Origin of the sequence: Nostoc sp. (assembly GCF_036917755.1) — a bacterium.
GTDB lineage: Bacteria > Cyanobacteriota > Cyanobacteriia > Cyanobacteriales > Nostocaceae > Nostoc.
This window is the reverse complement of the sequence record NZ_JBALFC010000028.1, coordinates 17,331-31,703: the sequence shown is the minus strand read 5'-3', so window position 1 is coordinate 31,703 and position 14,373 is coordinate 17,331. Positions and strand designations below refer to the sequence as shown.

General features: G+C 42.0%; 14 protein-coding genes and 1 pseudogene. 6 read left to right on the top strand and 9 right to left on the bottom strand.

The window, feature by feature from the left end; genetic code table 11:
- Window positions 1-25: 25 nt before the first annotated feature.
- Window positions 26-464 (top strand): annotated as a pseudogene (locus tag V7L05_RS08645) (IS1 family transposase); the annotation flags it as partial.
- 137 nt (window positions 465-601) lie between these two features.
- Here the strand turns inward: V7L05_RS08645 and V7L05_RS08640 are convergent.
- The 5 genes from V7L05_RS08640 to V7L05_RS08620 form a co-directional block, all read right to left on the bottom strand.
- Window positions 602-1,300, bottom strand: coding sequence for a hypothetical protein (locus tag V7L05_RS08640; protein WP_335163681.1), 699 nt, complete (start codon window positions 1,298-1,300; stop codon window positions 602-604).
- Between the two features lie 326 nt (window positions 1,301-1,626).
- Window positions 1,627-2,610 (bottom strand): RNA polymerase sigma factor, RpoD/SigA family, encoded by a 984-nt coding sequence (locus V7L05_RS08635; RefSeq protein ID WP_335163679.1) that lies wholly within the window; start codon window positions 2,608-2,610, stop codon window positions 1,627-1,629.
- A gap of 395 nt (window positions 2,611-3,005) precedes the next feature.
- Window positions 3,006-3,131: a hypothetical protein gene (locus tag V7L05_RS08630; protein WP_335163677.1), complete on the bottom strand. Its 126-nt coding sequence runs from the start codon at window positions 3,129-3,131 to the stop codon at window positions 3,006-3,008.
- Between the two features lie 46 nt (window positions 3,132-3,177).
- Window positions 3,178-4,908 carry an ATP-binding protein gene (locus V7L05_RS08625; protein ID WP_335163675.1) on the bottom strand — a complete coding sequence of 577 codons (1,731 nt, stop codon included), beginning with the start codon at window positions 4,906-4,908 and terminating at the stop codon, window positions 3,178-3,180.
- Between the two features lie 212 nt (window positions 4,909-5,120).
- Window positions 5,121-5,915, bottom strand: a complete 795-nt coding sequence (locus tag V7L05_RS08620) for a glutathione S-transferase family protein (protein WP_335163673.1) — start codon at window positions 5,913-5,915, stop codon at window positions 5,121-5,123.
- A 996-nt stretch (window positions 5,916-6,911) separates the two neighbouring features.
- Here V7L05_RS08620 and V7L05_RS08615 point away from each other — a divergent pair.
- Window positions 6,912-7,769, top strand: a complete 858-nt coding sequence (locus V7L05_RS08615; protein ID WP_335163671.1) for a fasciclin domain-containing protein — start codon at window positions 6,912-6,914, stop codon at window positions 7,767-7,769.
- Window positions 7,770-8,082: 313 nt separating this feature from the next.
- Here the strand turns inward: V7L05_RS08615 and V7L05_RS08610 are convergent, their stop codons facing one another.
- Both V7L05_RS08610 and V7L05_RS08605 read right to left on the bottom strand, forming a co-directional pair.
- Entirely contained in the window at window positions 8,083-8,385 is a 303-nt protein-coding gene (locus tag V7L05_RS08610) for a hypothetical protein (RefSeq protein ID WP_335163669.1), read from the bottom strand.
- Between the two features lie 134 nt (window positions 8,386-8,519).
- Entirely contained in the window at window positions 8,520-9,428 is a 909-nt protein-coding gene (locus tag V7L05_RS08605; protein ID WP_335163667.1) for a polysaccharide deacetylase family protein, read from the bottom strand.
- A gap of 761 nt (window positions 9,429-10,189) precedes the next feature.
- Here V7L05_RS08605 and V7L05_RS08600 point away from each other — a divergent pair.
- Window positions 10,190-10,318: a metallothionein gene (locus V7L05_RS08600; RefSeq protein WP_335163665.1), complete on the top strand. Its 129-nt coding sequence runs from the start codon at window positions 10,190-10,192 to the stop codon at window positions 10,316-10,318.
- Between the two features lie 26 nt (window positions 10,319-10,344).
- The gene (locus V7L05_RS08595; RefSeq protein WP_335163663.1) at window positions 10,345-10,479 is read left to right on the top strand and encodes a hypothetical protein; all 135 of its coding nucleotides are present in this window, start codon (window positions 10,345-10,347) and stop codon (window positions 10,477-10,479) included.
- Window positions 10,480-10,536: 57 nt separating this feature from the next.
- On the opposite strand, the gene hemL is transcribed toward V7L05_RS08595, so the two are convergent.
- Window positions 10,537-11,835: a glutamate-1-semialdehyde 2,1-aminomutase gene (gene hemL, locus V7L05_RS08590; protein WP_335163661.1), complete on the bottom strand. Its 1,299-nt coding sequence runs from the start codon at window positions 11,833-11,835 to the stop codon at window positions 10,537-10,539.
- A 106-nt stretch (window positions 11,836-11,941) separates the two neighbouring features.
- On the opposite strand from hemL, the gene V7L05_RS08585 reads away from it, so the two are divergent.
- Entirely contained in the window at window positions 11,942-12,136 is a 195-nt protein-coding gene (locus V7L05_RS08585; protein ID WP_292761054.1) for a ChaB family protein, read from the top strand.
- Window positions 12,137-12,230: 94 nt separating this feature from the next.
- Window positions 12,231-12,881, top strand: a complete 651-nt coding sequence (gene hisIE, locus V7L05_RS08580; RefSeq protein WP_335163658.1) for a bifunctional phosphoribosyl-AMP cyclohydrolase/phosphoribosyl-ATP diphosphatase HisIE — start codon at window positions 12,231-12,233, stop codon at window positions 12,879-12,881.
- Window positions 12,882-12,916: 35 nt separating this feature from the next.
- On the opposite strand, the gene V7L05_RS08575 is transcribed toward hisIE, so the two are convergent.
- On the bottom strand, window positions 12,917-14,176 hold the full coding sequence (locus V7L05_RS08575) for an MFS transporter (protein WP_335163656.1): 1,260 nt from the start codon (window positions 14,174-14,176) through the stop codon (window positions 12,917-12,919).
- Between the last annotated feature and the right edge of the window lie 197 nt (window positions 14,177-14,373).

Here is a 14,373-nt window from a genome sequence, read left to right as displayed (position 1 = left end):
TTAAAAATTAAAAATTAATTTAAAATTACCCGATGCGCCTGAACATTCAGAAATTCCTGAAGTAGCACAGGTCGATGAACTTGAGACATTTGTGGGTAAAAAAAAACAAAATTTGGGTATGGACGGCAGTAAATAATGGTCTTCCAGGTATTTTAGCTTGGACTCTAGGAGACCGTAGTGCCAAAACCTTTGCAAAACTGTGGCAGATTATTAAATGTTGGAGATATTATTTTTACGTAACAGATGGATACCCAGTTTATCCATGTTTTATAGATGATTGTGACTAGATAATCAAAAAAACTTACATGACACTCGTGATGTGAGAAAATACCAGATTAAGGCATTATCTAGCGCGCCTTCATCGAAAAACTCTTTGCTATTCTAAATCAGAAGAAATGCTTAAGCTATCAATTCGATTGTTACTGCACTACCTCCATTATGGATTTGTACCCTTAGTAGTCTAATTCATCCCGTAACTATGCAACGCCGATTAGCTAATGATAAATGACGATTTATGAAAGCATTCAAAAATTCATCATTCATCATCAAGATTTGGAATTTATTTATATTTGACTAGCTTTGTGTAGATAACTATTAGAGATTATTTGCACATTTGCAATGTGCGGCGATCGCTAGCAGTGATCGAATCTAAGCGATGAAAGTCTTGCAGAGCCACTGAGTAAGCATAACTGCTTGATTCATCTTCACCCACCTTAGGCAATCTGCTGCTTGTAGCTACCTGAGACTGATTAGAGCTGGCTTCATTTGGTGAACCATTAACCGTCATCGCCAACTCTCCTGATGGGTTGAGTGTACCCTGAAAACAATTAAACTCTGATTGGGGCATATACAATGCACCCGTTACCTTCGCCTGCTGCTTTTGAAATATGATGTAACCTTGACCAAGCTGGTTTGGTTTTGGGGATTGACCATAGAGATAAACCCCATCTTTTTCAGGAAAATTCGCTTTTGGTAAAACTCCTGCGCCTTTTGTAGTTCCCTGAGAATCTGGAACCAGCGCGGTGGTTGTAGGTACTGTTTTTCCGCTCTTATGGGCAAAAAGCCACCTATCTCCAGAAGCCGCATTAAGTTGACTTCTCTGCTCTCGAACTCTTCTTAGCTGCGACAGAAGAGAGGGTTCGGAGGTTTTCTGAATCTGAGCCGATGACAATGGAGAATTTATAACTGATACTACTTGAGTTTGCTTGGCTATAAAGCCCAAACCGAGAAGTAAGCCTAAGCCCGCGAGGGAAATTCCCCACTGGCGGGGAGATAATAACTGATGAAGGTTGTTAAGCACCCTACTTCTCCTGTTAAAAAATAAACTAAGTTCTTTAGAACTTACTTAAAGTATAACCAAGTCTTAATTGTCAAAGACTTTGTTAACGACTTAATATTACTATTTTCCAAAAAAGAAAACTGTCAAAAACTAAAGTTTTTATTTAATTTAGTTCAACAATCTTAGATTACCATCAGTGAGAGTATTTATTCTTCATCTAATAGATTCATTCCAAAAATCACGGTTTCGGCTATTGTTTGCGTAAGTCCTGAGCATAAAAAAAATCGCCCCCTGAATTCAGGAGGCGCGTCACTTTATGGAGATGTAGCAATGCTACGTCTCTAAATTTAGCTAGCAACGTATTCTTGGACATTGGCACGACGGCGACGCAGATGAGCCAAAGCTTGATGCTCTAACTGACGGACGCGTTCACGGCTGAGACTCAATCTCTCACCCACTTTCGCCAATGACATTTCGTTACCATCCTCTAAACCAAAGCGTAAGGCTACAACTTCTCGCTGTTGCGGGGTTAGTTCCGCTAGCAGGTTGTTCAAGTCTTGGCGTAAGAATTCCTGGTTGGTGTAATACTCTGGTGATGGACCATCATCTTCGAGCATTTCTTGCAACTCAGTATCCTGGTTTTCGCCAACTCGTACATCCAAAGAGACTGGTTGACGCGCCATATTCAGGTACTCGCGGATCTGAGCAGGTTCTAGTTCCAGTTCTTTGCCAATTTCAGCTGGAGTCGGCGATCGCCCCAAGCTTTGAGCCAACTCGCGCTGCACTTTTTTGATTTTATTCAGTTTCTCGGTAATGTGGATCGGTAAGCGAATGGTGCGACCTTGCTGGGCGATCGCGCGGGTAATTGCTTGGCGAATCCACCAGTAAGCGTAAGTCGAGAACTTATAACCCCTGGTTGGGTCAAATTTCTCTACACCCCGCTCTAATCCTAGTGTTCCTTCCTGGATTAAATCCAGAAACTCCATATTCCGCTTTTGGTACTTCTTGGCAATAGCAACGACCAAGCGCAAATTCGCTTCGATCATTTTTTGCTTTGCCCGCTTACCTTGCGCCACCGTTTGTTGTACCTCGGTTTCCGATTGTTTAACCTGGTCAGCCCACTCTGACATATTCGGTTCCCGATGCAGCTTCTTCGCCAAAGCTTCCTTGGCGTCGATGAGAGTCATCATTTGTTGCACCTGCTTCCCAAAGACAATTTCTTGTTCACGGGTTAGCAGTGGTACACGACCAATTTCGCGTAGATAGGTTCGCACCATATCAACCGTGAATTTGGTATTGAGGTTTTCCGTTTGGGTGTTGACAGTAGGCATTGGTGCGTTTTCCTCTACTCCGTAAACACAATGTATATTCTCTTACTAAAATCGATGGATAAAGCTAGTACATCTATCACTAAATATCGGCAGCTACCAAAAGTAATTATCAATTGATACAGCCGTTTTTAAGACGGTAAGCCCCGAATGATAGGTTCCCCTACCTTCCCTAAATTTTCAATCTCTTATAAGCACGCTGGTTATTTTTGAGAATTTTTCTTTTGAGCAGTTACTGACAGTATATCGAAAATCCGAAGTCGGTATGAGTTCTACTTAGCTTTATATTACGATAAATCAGGCAAATAGTAAAGTATCTTCAGATAAAGCATATAATTATAATTCAAAATTGCTCATTTGCAAAAAAAATTAACCCTCCTTGAAATTACTGACTATATCTATAGTGACGCGAAAAACCCCTCTTCTGTTGCTAAAACTAGCGGGATAACCGAACTTAATTTGCTGTGACGATGGAGGGATGTCACGAATTGGGCATGGGGCATTGGGCATTGGGCATGGGGCATTGGTTAGGACTCATCATTTAACCAATGACAAATGACAAATAACTATCTAAAAACCAAGGTCAGCTTTGGCTAGTTCAGCAGCAGCGAATACTTCTGCGTCAGGTTTTTCTTCCCAGGCTGGCTCACCAATTTCTTCGTAAAAAGTTGCGTCGTAAGGACGGGTACGTACTACTACTGGCATCGGAACGGCGTGACCCAATATTAAGGCTTGTTGCTTCGAGTCTAGCTTTGCCAACACCGATCGCAGTCCACTACCACCAGATACACCCGTGAAAATCGCGTCAATGTCTTTTTCATCATTAAGCAAAGCGGTAATCCGAGTCCCAATCTGCGACATAACTTCATTATCTATCCCTGATGGACGTTGATCAACTACCAAGAGTGTGACAAAATATTTACGCAGTTCACGGGCAATAGTCCCAAAGATAGTGCTTTGTACCACTCCTGGGTCAAGGAAACGGTGCGCCTCTTCAATGGTAATCATCAATGGCGTGGGGCGATCGCTAGGATTTTTGCTTTGCAGGAATTTATCGGCTTTTTTGACGTAATGCTCGTGAATACGGCGGGTGATCATATTCGTCACCAACATATAAGAGAGCATATTAGACTGGGAGCCAAATTCTATCACAACATTCTTCCCAGATTCCAGACATTGCACAATTTTACTAATATAATTCTGGGGACAAACCGCTCGCATATACTTCAAACTATCCATCCGCAATAGTTTGCGCTGCAATGCCATAATCGAGCCTTTGTGTCCCCGCTTCTCGTCGCAGAACATCTCAATTTCTTCGTTAGTCATATTCAGCAACTGGACAATCCAAGACTTGCCAAACTCACTATATAGAATATTGGCGTTATCCAAGGCTGCATCAGAGAGTCCTAAATCTCGGCTACATAACTTAATATCTTCAACTTCAATTTGCTCGTAACTCAAATAAAGTTCTTGAGCATCACGCACACCCCGGCGCTTTGTCGATTCCGGGTCAAGGGTGTAGACTTCAACTTTACTGGGAAAAAGTTGCTTTAAGCCCTTAACAGTACTGACGTTCTTACCTTCTGCGACTGCTTCCCAGCCATACTCGGAGTGCATATCAAAAATCAAGTTCACTGCCGCATTTTTACGGATAACGCCAGCTAAAATTAGCCGCGTTAGAAAGGATTTACCAGTACCAGATTTCCCAAAAATCCCATTACTCCGTTCCACGAAGCGGTTTAAATCGATACAAACGGGCACATCCATATCCAAAGGTTTCCCGATGGAAAAATTGCGCCTTTGGGGGTCATCTTCCCAGCCAAATACCCGGCGAAAATCGTCAACACTTGCATCGTAAACTTGACTAAAGTGGCTAGGAATAGTTTTAACAGGCAACAATTCCATCGTCGTGCTGGTTTGTGGCACAAATGAAGCCAAACCCGTCATTGATGGGACGAAGGGATTTGTCGATTTGCCATTTGTGGGAGAAAAAGATTCTTCCGATTCGGGAGTGAACATCAACATCGGTGCGAGGTTGATAGTACCAAAAGTACCACTTCCGGCTAAAACATCACGTAAAAAAGTATCTTCCCAATTGGGGGGATTAGCAGTAATTCGTGCATTAGCAGCTCCCAATGCTACATCTGTCAGCATACAAAAAAAACGCGATCGCATCCCTTGCACAACGAGAAACTTACCCACGCGCATATCTTCCACAGATATATCAGGATGCAATCGAACTTCTAAACCTTCAGTCAGAGAACCTTGAATGACCGAACCTAATGGCTGTCCCGAATTCATCTAATTAATTACATGATTGTTGATGCTATCTCTTATGTTGAATTTTAATTGCATAGGGCAAAAGGTGCGAATTAGTCATTAGTCATTTGTCATTAGTCATTAGTCATTTGTCATTTGTCATTTGTCTTGAGTTATTCTCTCCCAATGCCCCATGCCCCATGCCCCATGCCCCATGCCCAATGCCCAATGCCCAATGCCCAATGCCCCATTACCTAATCAATCTCAATAGAAGTTGGCGCACTTGGGGTTGTTGGAGTGGTAATAATTAATGGTTTGCGGAATTGGGCGTAAAGGCGATCGCGCCAGGTGAAGAATGGTGCATAATCTATATTCTCTGTAAAGATTGGCAATCCTTTACCTCTAATAGAAGCTGGTAAATCCAGATAGGGTCCATCGGGGAACTTCAGCAATATCGACAAACCAGCCACAGCTAAGTCAGCTAATGTCGGCTCATCTCCTGTTAAATAAGGACTATCTGCCAGTAATAATGTTAACGCTTCCAAGTCTTGTTTTAAGGATGCGATCGCAGACTGGATCACATCTGGACTATAACCTACCCCAAAACCCAACAGTGCCAGGAAGTCACTAGGTACTCCTCCAACCAGACTTTTAAATATATCTGGTGTTGAGGTGGGTAATAAAGACTTGCGGAAATTTTGATCTTGACTTACGGCAGCAAATAGTGCTTTGCGACCTTTGATGCCTATGGACTCATCCGCCCATTCTTCTATTAATAAAGTTAAACCCCGTTTTTTGGGATCTTGCGGTATTATTGGGCGATCGGGATACTCTAAGTCTAAATACTTAGCTATTTCCGTAGAATCCGCAATATATCTATTACGATCCTTTAATACTGGGACTTGTTTTTGACCAGTCAGCCGGAACAGTTCTACTTGTCCAATCCCAGGCGTAACCTCTATTTTGCGGTAATCTAGTCCTTTAAAATCTAGAATTAGGCGCACTTTCTCTGAGTATTGAGATAGTTCCCATTGGTATAATTCCAGCATAGTGTATACCTTGTAACTGGTCAACTTCTTAACTTTACAATTGTATCTTTAGTTAAAGTAATTTTTATTGAGATTAGTTGCTTGTTGTCTATTTAATTGACATTAGGGTTGAACTTATACCCGATTTTTGGCAAAATCGATTTAGAAAAATATTATTTCCTGATTGATTAAAATATCAAATAACTAAATTAATTTAATCTAATTCGGCATATATAGGACTCGTATTTGATTTTTGAAAAAAATCAGTACACTCCGAAAAGGCTTCTTCCCCACTCCCCACTCCCCACTCCCTGTCTACGCAAATAATTATGGCTACGCCACGCTGCGCGAACAAAAATCAAAGCAGACTGCTATATAAAGAAACCTAATGGCTCAGTCTTCATCTGTTACTTTAATTTCTGCGACCCTTAGCCTACTACATTGTCAACCTAGTTTTGAAGGTTTGTAGTCAGGACTTTAGTGCTGAGAAAATCAGTACTAAAGTCCTTACTCCCAAGTTGCTTACCGATCAATTTAAACTTGACAGACTAGTAGATTAAGATATCTAGGTACTTAATTTCTGTACATTTTGCTGAGTAATCAATGGTTAATTCAGAGATATAGCCTTTTCGCGTATGGGATTCAGGATTTTTGAATCTAACTATTAATTTAGGTACAAGTTTGTATATAAATTGGCTTTTAAGTAGAATCTTTATGACAGCTTATTGCAACTCATAACTTGTAGATGTGAGATTTTCATACTTTCTTAAAGTTGGTGCTACACCAAGTGAGGCTTTTTAAATCTTTTTCGTGTGATCAAGAAAATTTGCTCAATTTACATAAAATACGTGCTAGATATATTTCATACTTATCACCCTCGTCTGAGGTTGGATATCTTTTCTCACCAGCACAAATTATTCTGGGAAAAATCTTACTTCCCTCTTTCGTCAGATTTTGTGCATAGCAAAGTGTTATAAATCTTTATGTAGTGTGTGGACAAAAAGACAAACGAAATTTATGAAGACAAATTATAGCAAATTACTGACCACCTTGACAGGCATAGCAGGATTTATTAGTTTCAGCCTTCTCATTACTTTACCATCTGATGCGAAAGAGGCACTAAATCCTAACCCCAGTGTTTTCAACGAAGCCCCCCATAACCAAGGCCAACGCCTTCAAGCAAACGCTCAATACACACCTGCTGAGGCTGCTTCCGAAAAAGAAAAGGGCAATACCAAACGCCAACAAGTGGTGCAGAAAAGTGGTGGAACGCTAAATCCCAAACCAAGTATTTTCAATGAGCCTCCCTATAACCGTGGTAGTGGTACACCTAGTGAACCTGCACCTCTGACTCCAAGTACTACCCCAGGAACCCAACCTACCACACCACCAACACAAGTCCCATCCACTGGGACACCTACTACAACTCCATCAGGGCCAGGAGCAAGCGATAATCAAGGCAAAAACTTGTTAGCGTTGGCAGAGTCAAACGCTTCTTTTACAACCTTAACCAAGGCTTTGAAAGCAGCAGGATTGACCGGAGCTTTGCAAGGCAAGGATAACTTAACTATTTTTGCACCCACTGATGCAGCTTTTGCTAAGTTGCCAGCAGATGCTTTGCAAGAATTGTTAAAACCAGCCAACAAAGAAGTTTTGATCAAAATCTTAACTTACCATGTAGTACCTGGTAAGGTATTGTCGACTGATTTGAAGTCTGGCGAAGTTAAAAGCCTTGAAGGTGGCACAATCAACGTTAAAGTTGATCCTGCTAACGGTGTAACTGTCAATGATGCGAAAGTGACGCAGGTAGATATCACAGGCACTAATGGTGTAATCCACGCAATTGATCAGGTTATTTTACCTCCTGACTTGTAGTTTCTCGGTATCAGTACAATCGGAAACAGAACTAGGTTAGCATCAAGTATTAATACGTAAAAATCCCGTTCAGATGTTAATTTTGGACGGTTTTTTTATAACAACAGTGAGTTAAATTGGTAATCTCGCCTACCTGACTTTTCACCGGATATGGAAAACCTCACTTCCATTCCTCTTCCCTTTTAAGGTTTACAGTATCACACAAGTCCTAAAAACCTAGTTTCATCAGGCTTTCATAGTTCAGTTAGGTTCTTAGCCTATTAAAACCTTAAAAGAGCAAGTTAACTACAATTGGCTGAGTCCCTAATCTAAATCACTGAGGTATGGGCAGACTACCTTGTAGTATCATCTGACTTGCCCTAGCTTGACAGCTGGCGCAGGCACAGCCAAACATCTGCATGGCAAGTTGTTTAACTCTTTCGTTAGCGCGTATTGATGAGTATTGGGGATATTCTTGTGAAACAGGTGCAGCAACTGTCTGTATGTCAGTGGGTGTTAAGGTAGGGTTGGCTAAATCTTGGGGAGAAAGCTTGTTAGCAAAAGCTGGATTGACACTTAGGAGTGTCAAGGCAAAAAAGCTAGAGCAGCAAAGCAAAGCCATTACAATTTTATTCATGATTTTCCTGAGTGGTAGACCTTATTTTTAGTTGAGTCTAGCTAAAAAAACCTACAAATCGCCAGAAAAACTCAACTTGTTTTTAGTTGCCGAGTGGCGATTGATAGAGACGCTGATTTCCATCGAAATAACAATTATTTCTTCTTTGCAATCAGCTTTTGATCTTTATCTTGCATTTCTAAAAGTTCAGGGATAGTAACAAAGCTATAGCCCTGTTTCCGAAAGTTGGCAATAATTTCTGGTAAAGCCTGCACAGTTTTAGAGCGATTACCACCACCATCATGCATCAGCACAATCCCACCTGGTTTGGCCTTTCTGAACACATTATTAATTAATTTTGGTACAGCAGGACGCGAGTAGTCGGCAGAGTCAGATGACCAGAGAATGATGGCATATTTGCTATTTCTAGCGTAATCAGCCACCCCATTGTGCATGATTCCCCCTGGTGGTCGAAACAAATTTGTTTTAATCCCTGTCACTTGATAAATCAGGTCTGCTGTGTGGTCAATTTCATAGGCAGCCGCTTGTGGATTCAAGAATTGATACCAATGATGCCAAGTATGGTTGCCAATTACGTGACCTTCAGCAATCTCCCGCTTTACTAAGCCTGGATAATTTTTCACGTTTTGCCCAATCAGGAAAAATGTCCCTTTGATCTGATTTTGTTTAAGAATATCCAATACTTGCGCGGTACTCTCAGGCCATGGCCCATCATCAAAGGTGAGAGCAATTACTTTGTGTTCAGGTATAAGTTTTGCCGACTGAACTACTTCCCCTTGAAAGCGTAGTGGCACAGCATAGGAAAGACCCTTTGTTTGTGCTTGTTGCTGCCAACTTCTAAGCATTGTCGCTTTTAATTCTTCAATCTGCTGCTGAGTTCCAACCTTAGCTGGTAGATTGTTTACATTTATATTCTCTGTAGTTTGAGCCTCAGAGGAGCTTGACTTGATAAGCATCATCGTGCTTACACTCAAACTGGCACTCAAGACAAGCAACGTAATTAATATTTTTTGCAGACCAAAAAATGATTTATAGTCCTGCACTTCATAGCTCCTTCAAGGGTCGAACCATCTTTTTTTCACAATACTTCGGGCAGTTTTTTACACTTTTGTAAGCTTTGCCCTGTAAGCTACAGCATGATTGGTATATTTTTTCAAGTTAGCTCCAACCCTGACTCTGAAAAAATGCCTTACCTACGGATAATCTAATATCTATAAGCAAAACCCTCACCATGAAGGTGAGAGCCTTCTTGTGCGTTAATTTTTGGAGACTATGGAGTGGTAAGCTAATGTACTTTTAATTTGCATAACCAGGGCGGGCAAGATGCCATTAGTGTCAACTTAAGGTTAAAACCCATTTGTCAACGATAGGTTTTGTGAGAAACGAAGTATAAAGGTGAACTTTTTTCTGCCTTTTATACGCAAGCTGGGAGTGATGCTAATAAACAAAGCATTAATAGTCCCTGAAAAAGTTCGTTTTTTGTCCCTTTCAAACCGAATTTTTCAGCATAAATGCTTATTGACATAGTCAGTTTGAGCTTAACTTGACACCTATGGCAAGATGCCCACCCCACAGTAGTTTTACTTCCAGGTAATATGCAACTTTTATGTCCAACAGCTTATGAGGGGAATTTCAATAACTGTAAAAGGTAATTTATCCTGCCTGATTAACATGAATATACTTAATGTAGATTAAATATTGCATATCCTATTGACGAAACCATTGCAAAATTATGACGAAGATGTGACCGAAGGAGGAAAGGATACAGAGCAACTAAATTGATTTATGGACAACATAGAAACAGTTGAACCTGCTGTGTATCGTTTCAGTTGAGAATGCTATTAAAGAGGACGGCAAATACTATTGCTCTCAAGGCTGTGCTGAAGGTCACAAAACTATCAAAGGCTGTAGTCATACTGGCTGTGGCTGTTGAGTAGTGCTGAGTTACCGAAATTCAGATTGCGATGTGGCCTTGACTGCCTAACTGTTCTGGAAGAAGGGTTAGGCAGTGAGACTGAATATCAACACCCGAAATTCCGACGATCGCAAGCTGACACTCCGACTTCTGGCGATCGCACACAAGGAGTAATATAATTCCCAGTAAGCAACGCTGTAGGTGTTGTCTTTACTGAGTACTCAGCACTCTTTTGGTCAGAGGCTAGAGATTACATCCCGCGCTACTGCTAAAGTCTGCTCAATATCCTCTTCGGTGTGAGCAAAAGACGTAAATCCAGCTTCAAACTGAGAAGGTGCTAAGTAAACACCATGCTCTAACATCCCACGATGGAAGCGTCCGAATTTAGCTGTATCAGACTTTTTCGCATCTTCGTAGTTATGAACTGGGCCAGAGGTAAAGAATAAGCCGAACATCGCGCTGATTTGACCGCCGCAAACCGTATGACCATTTTCTTTGGCAATTTGCAGCAAACCATCTGCTAGCTTTTTAGTAATCCGCTCAAGATACTCGTAAGTACCTGGCTTTTGCAGCAATTCTAAAGTCTTAATCCCAGCAGTCATCGCCAAGGGATTACCAGAAAGAGTCCCAGCTTGATATACGGGGCCGGCAGGCGCAACCATTGACATAATATCCCGACGACCACCATAGGCTCCTACTGGCAAACCACCACCAATAACTTTGCCCAAGGTTGTTAAGTCGGGAGTGACGCCAAATTTTTCCTGAGCGCCACCATAAGCAATACGAAAGCCTGTCATCACTTCATCAAATACCAATAACGCTCCATACTCGTGAGTCAGTTCCCGTAATCCTTCTAAGAAGCCAGCATCAGGTGCAATAAATCCAGCATTGCCGACAACTGGCTCAAGAATAACGCCAGCAATCTCGTCGCGGTTTTCTTCAAACAAGGCTTTAACGGCTTCCAAGTCATTGAAAGGCGCGGTTAGAGTGGTGCTAGTTGCCGATTTAGGTACTCCCGGTGAATCTGGCAAACCAAGTGTAGCAACACCAGAACCTGCCTTTACTAGAAACGCATCGGCGTGTCCGTGGTAGCAGCCTTCAAACTTGATGATTTTCTCCCGGTTGGTGAAAGCCCGCATCAGGCGTAAAACTCCCATACAGGCTTCAGTTCCAGAGTTGACAAATCTCACCATTTCGATGCTAGGAACAGCATCGATGACCATTTCTGCCAAAACATTTTCTAGGACTGAAGGAGCGCCGAAACTAGTACCTTTTTCTAAAGCTTCATGCAAGGCTGCAATTACTTCTGGATGAGCATGACCGCAAATAGCTGGCCCCCAAGTGCCTACGTAGTCTATATATTGGTTGCCATCTACATCCCAAATATATGCGCCTTTAACACGATCAAAAACTATGGGTTGTCCGCCCACAGATTTAAAGGCACGAACTGGAGAACTGACTCCTCCTGGCATGAGGTTTTGAGCGGCGGCGAAGACTTCTTGTGATTTTGTTGTTTTAATTGTGGTGTTTACCAAAGTTCTCTCCTAACAGTGGGCAATAAAAAGCTCTATCTTAGGATAGGGTCAAAAGTTACTTAGAATTTCTATCCTATAGAAATAGCTGAACCAAAAAAATAACAATATGTTATACAAGTCGAATAATGACTTGCCTCTAGATATTCAAACTCGATTATCTGAAGCATACCAGGATCTTTACCGAGCAGCTTTTAACTCGGCAATTCATTGGTATGGTGAAGCCTCAAAAGCTCACCAAGTCGCGTTGAGTGCTGTGAAGATGCAGTCTGCTATGGAACGAAATGCTCTTGTTGAGAGCTAGATAAGATAATTCAATTTAAAAAACATCCCAGCTGCTCTATTCAGAATGGTATCGTGATTCCATGAATTATTCTTATTAGAGCAAACTAGCTGGTATGTCTTCTAACGATTCGCGCTCACTGCATTACACCATCCCTGTTGAGGAAATTCGCTACGATGAACGGGGTCTAGTACCTGCAATTGTCCAAGATTATTTGGATGGTACTGTCCTGATGATGGCGTGGATGAATCAGGAGTCGTTACAAAAGACTTTGGAAACTGAAGAAACTTGGTTTTGGAGCCGTTCCCGGCAAGAATTGTGGCACAAAGGGGCGACTTCTGGGCATATTCAAAAAGTGCAAAGTATCCGTTATGACTGTGATAGTGATGCGCTGCTCATCGGGGTAGAGCAATTAGGAGATGTTGCCTGCCATACTGGAGAGCGCAGTTGCTTTCACCAAATAGAAGGGAAAATTGCCCCACCACCAGGGGATACATTGTCACAATTGTTTGAAGTAATATGCGATCGCCGCGATAATCCTACTGAAGGTTCTTATACCTGTAAACTATTCGCAGGTGGCGATAACAAAATTTTGAAAAAGATCGGTGAGGAAACTGCTGAGGTGGTAATGGCCTTTAAGGATGATCAAGCAGATGCGATCGCAGGTGAAGTTGCTGATTTGCTATATCATACTTTGGTTGCCTTGGCTCACCATCAAGTTGATTTAAAATCGGTGTATCGCAAGTTGCAAGAACGTCGTCAATAGAGAGAATAACAAGTCATCTTACCGTGGGGAGTATGTTACTCAGCTAAAATTCGATTGAGGTATTGTAAAATTACCACAGCGATCGCCACACTCAAAGAAAAGCCTAGCCACAAACTATCAGTAATAACTCGTGGTTGATCTAATGCCCATCCACCCAAGGGATGACCAATAAAAGAGCCAACAGCCCAGCACACAGCGTTGATGGAGAAATAAACGCCGCGTTGATTTTCTGGGGCTAACTCAGTGACTAAAGAGGCAGCAGATGGGGTATAGGAAACAATCGCCACAGCAAATACTCCCAATGCCAATATTACCCAAACTAGATGATCAGATGGGGCAGTCCCGCTTACCCAAATCAGACCAAAACCAATTGCCCACAGAATAGCAGAAACAGTGAGTGCGAGTGTGTGAGAGCAGCGTTTTAAGATGCTAATGACAGGCAACTGACAAATGATGGCGAATACCAGATGCCAAGCAAATAGCCCGCTAATGGTAGTTTTGGCAAATCCTTCGCTGGTACTTTCTACAAAGACAAAGTTTTTGAAGTAAAGCGGCAGGGTGCTGTGGATTTGAGAAATATAGATTGTGAAGAATATATTAACTGCTATGTAGACTAAGAAACGGCGATCGCTTAATACTGCCATCCAAGAAGCAAAATGTTCTGTCTTTTCAGATTCCCCTATCTGCTGTTGTTCGGTTTCAATAATTCCCACATAAATAACCCCAAAAAATACCAGAAAAGAGATGGCATCAATAACAAATAGCCATCGATAACTCCCAATTATGGCGATTAAAAACCCAGCAAGGACAATTCCGATCGCTAACCCCAGATTATCTGCTAATCGGGCGATCGCAAAAGTTTCGCGGCGATTATCAATCTCACTGGCATCAGCAACAACAGCTTCAGCCGCCGGCCAATAGAAACCTATCCCTAAACCGCTAATCAAGCTACCAATTACCAAAATAGTAAAATTACTGGTTGCAGCTAAAACTAGAGAACCACTTGCTGAAATCGCCGTGGCTAGCAACAAAGTGCGGCGCCGTCCCCATTCTCCAGAATCAGCCAAAGAACCACCTACAATCCGCCCGACAATGCCGGAAATCGAGGCGCTACCCAAGGCTACCCCAACACTGGTTGCAGATAAACCAACTTGATTCACAAAAAAGATGGGAGCGTAAAACAGGGTAAAGCCGGTGCCAACTTCCGAGAAGAATCTACCAATTGCGAAAATCCAGACCTGGGGATGTATCGACGGCAGCCACGATGATAACTGAGATTGAGAAGCTAATTTCATCAGGTTAAATGTCATCGGTTCCTGACAATTTTGTAATTCTTATCATTGGCTACAATTTTCCTCACTGATTCCACAGGGTTTCCACAGGGATTTTAGCAGTTTTCCACAGCTACTCAACGAGCCAGTGGGCTTCTTAGAGTCTGACTGGGGATTATTAATTGACAGTCACAAGGAACTTCAAAGACTGAGTTTTTATA

Bases quoted from the DNA above. Each gene is read 5' to 3' on its own strand.
- V7L05_RS08635 (WP_335163679.1), bottom strand. From the start codon at position 2,610: ATGCCTACTGTCAACACCCAAACGGAAAACCTCAATACCAAATTCACG.
- V7L05_RS08630 (WP_335163677.1), bottom strand. From the start codon at position 3,131: ATGCCCCATGCCCAATGCCCAATGCCCCATGCCCAATTCGTGACATCC.
- V7L05_RS08625 (WP_335163675.1), bottom strand. From the start codon at position 4,908: ATGAATTCGGGACAGCCATTAGGTTCGGTCATTCAAGGTTCTCTGACT.
- V7L05_RS08620 (WP_335163673.1), bottom strand. From the start codon at position 5,915: ATGCTGGAATTATACCAATGGGAACTATCTCAATACTCAGAGAAAGTG.
- V7L05_RS08615 (WP_335163671.1), top strand. From the start codon at position 6,912: ATGAAGACAAATTATAGCAAATTACTGACCACCTTGACAGGCATAGCA.
- V7L05_RS08610 (WP_335163669.1), bottom strand. From the start codon at position 8,385: ATGAATAAAATTGTAATGGCTTTGCTTTGCTGCTCTAGCTTTTTTGCC.
- V7L05_RS08585 (WP_292761054.1), top strand. From the start codon at position 11,942: ATGTTATACAAGTCGAATAATGACTTGCCTCTAGATATTCAAACTCGA.
- hisIE (WP_335163658.1), top strand. From the start codon at position 12,231: ATGTCTTCTAACGATTCGCGCTCACTGCATTACACCATCCCTGTTGAG.
- V7L05_RS08575 (WP_335163656.1), bottom strand. From the start codon at position 14,176: ATGAAATTAGCTTCTCAATCTCAGTTATCATCGTGGCTGCCGTCGATA.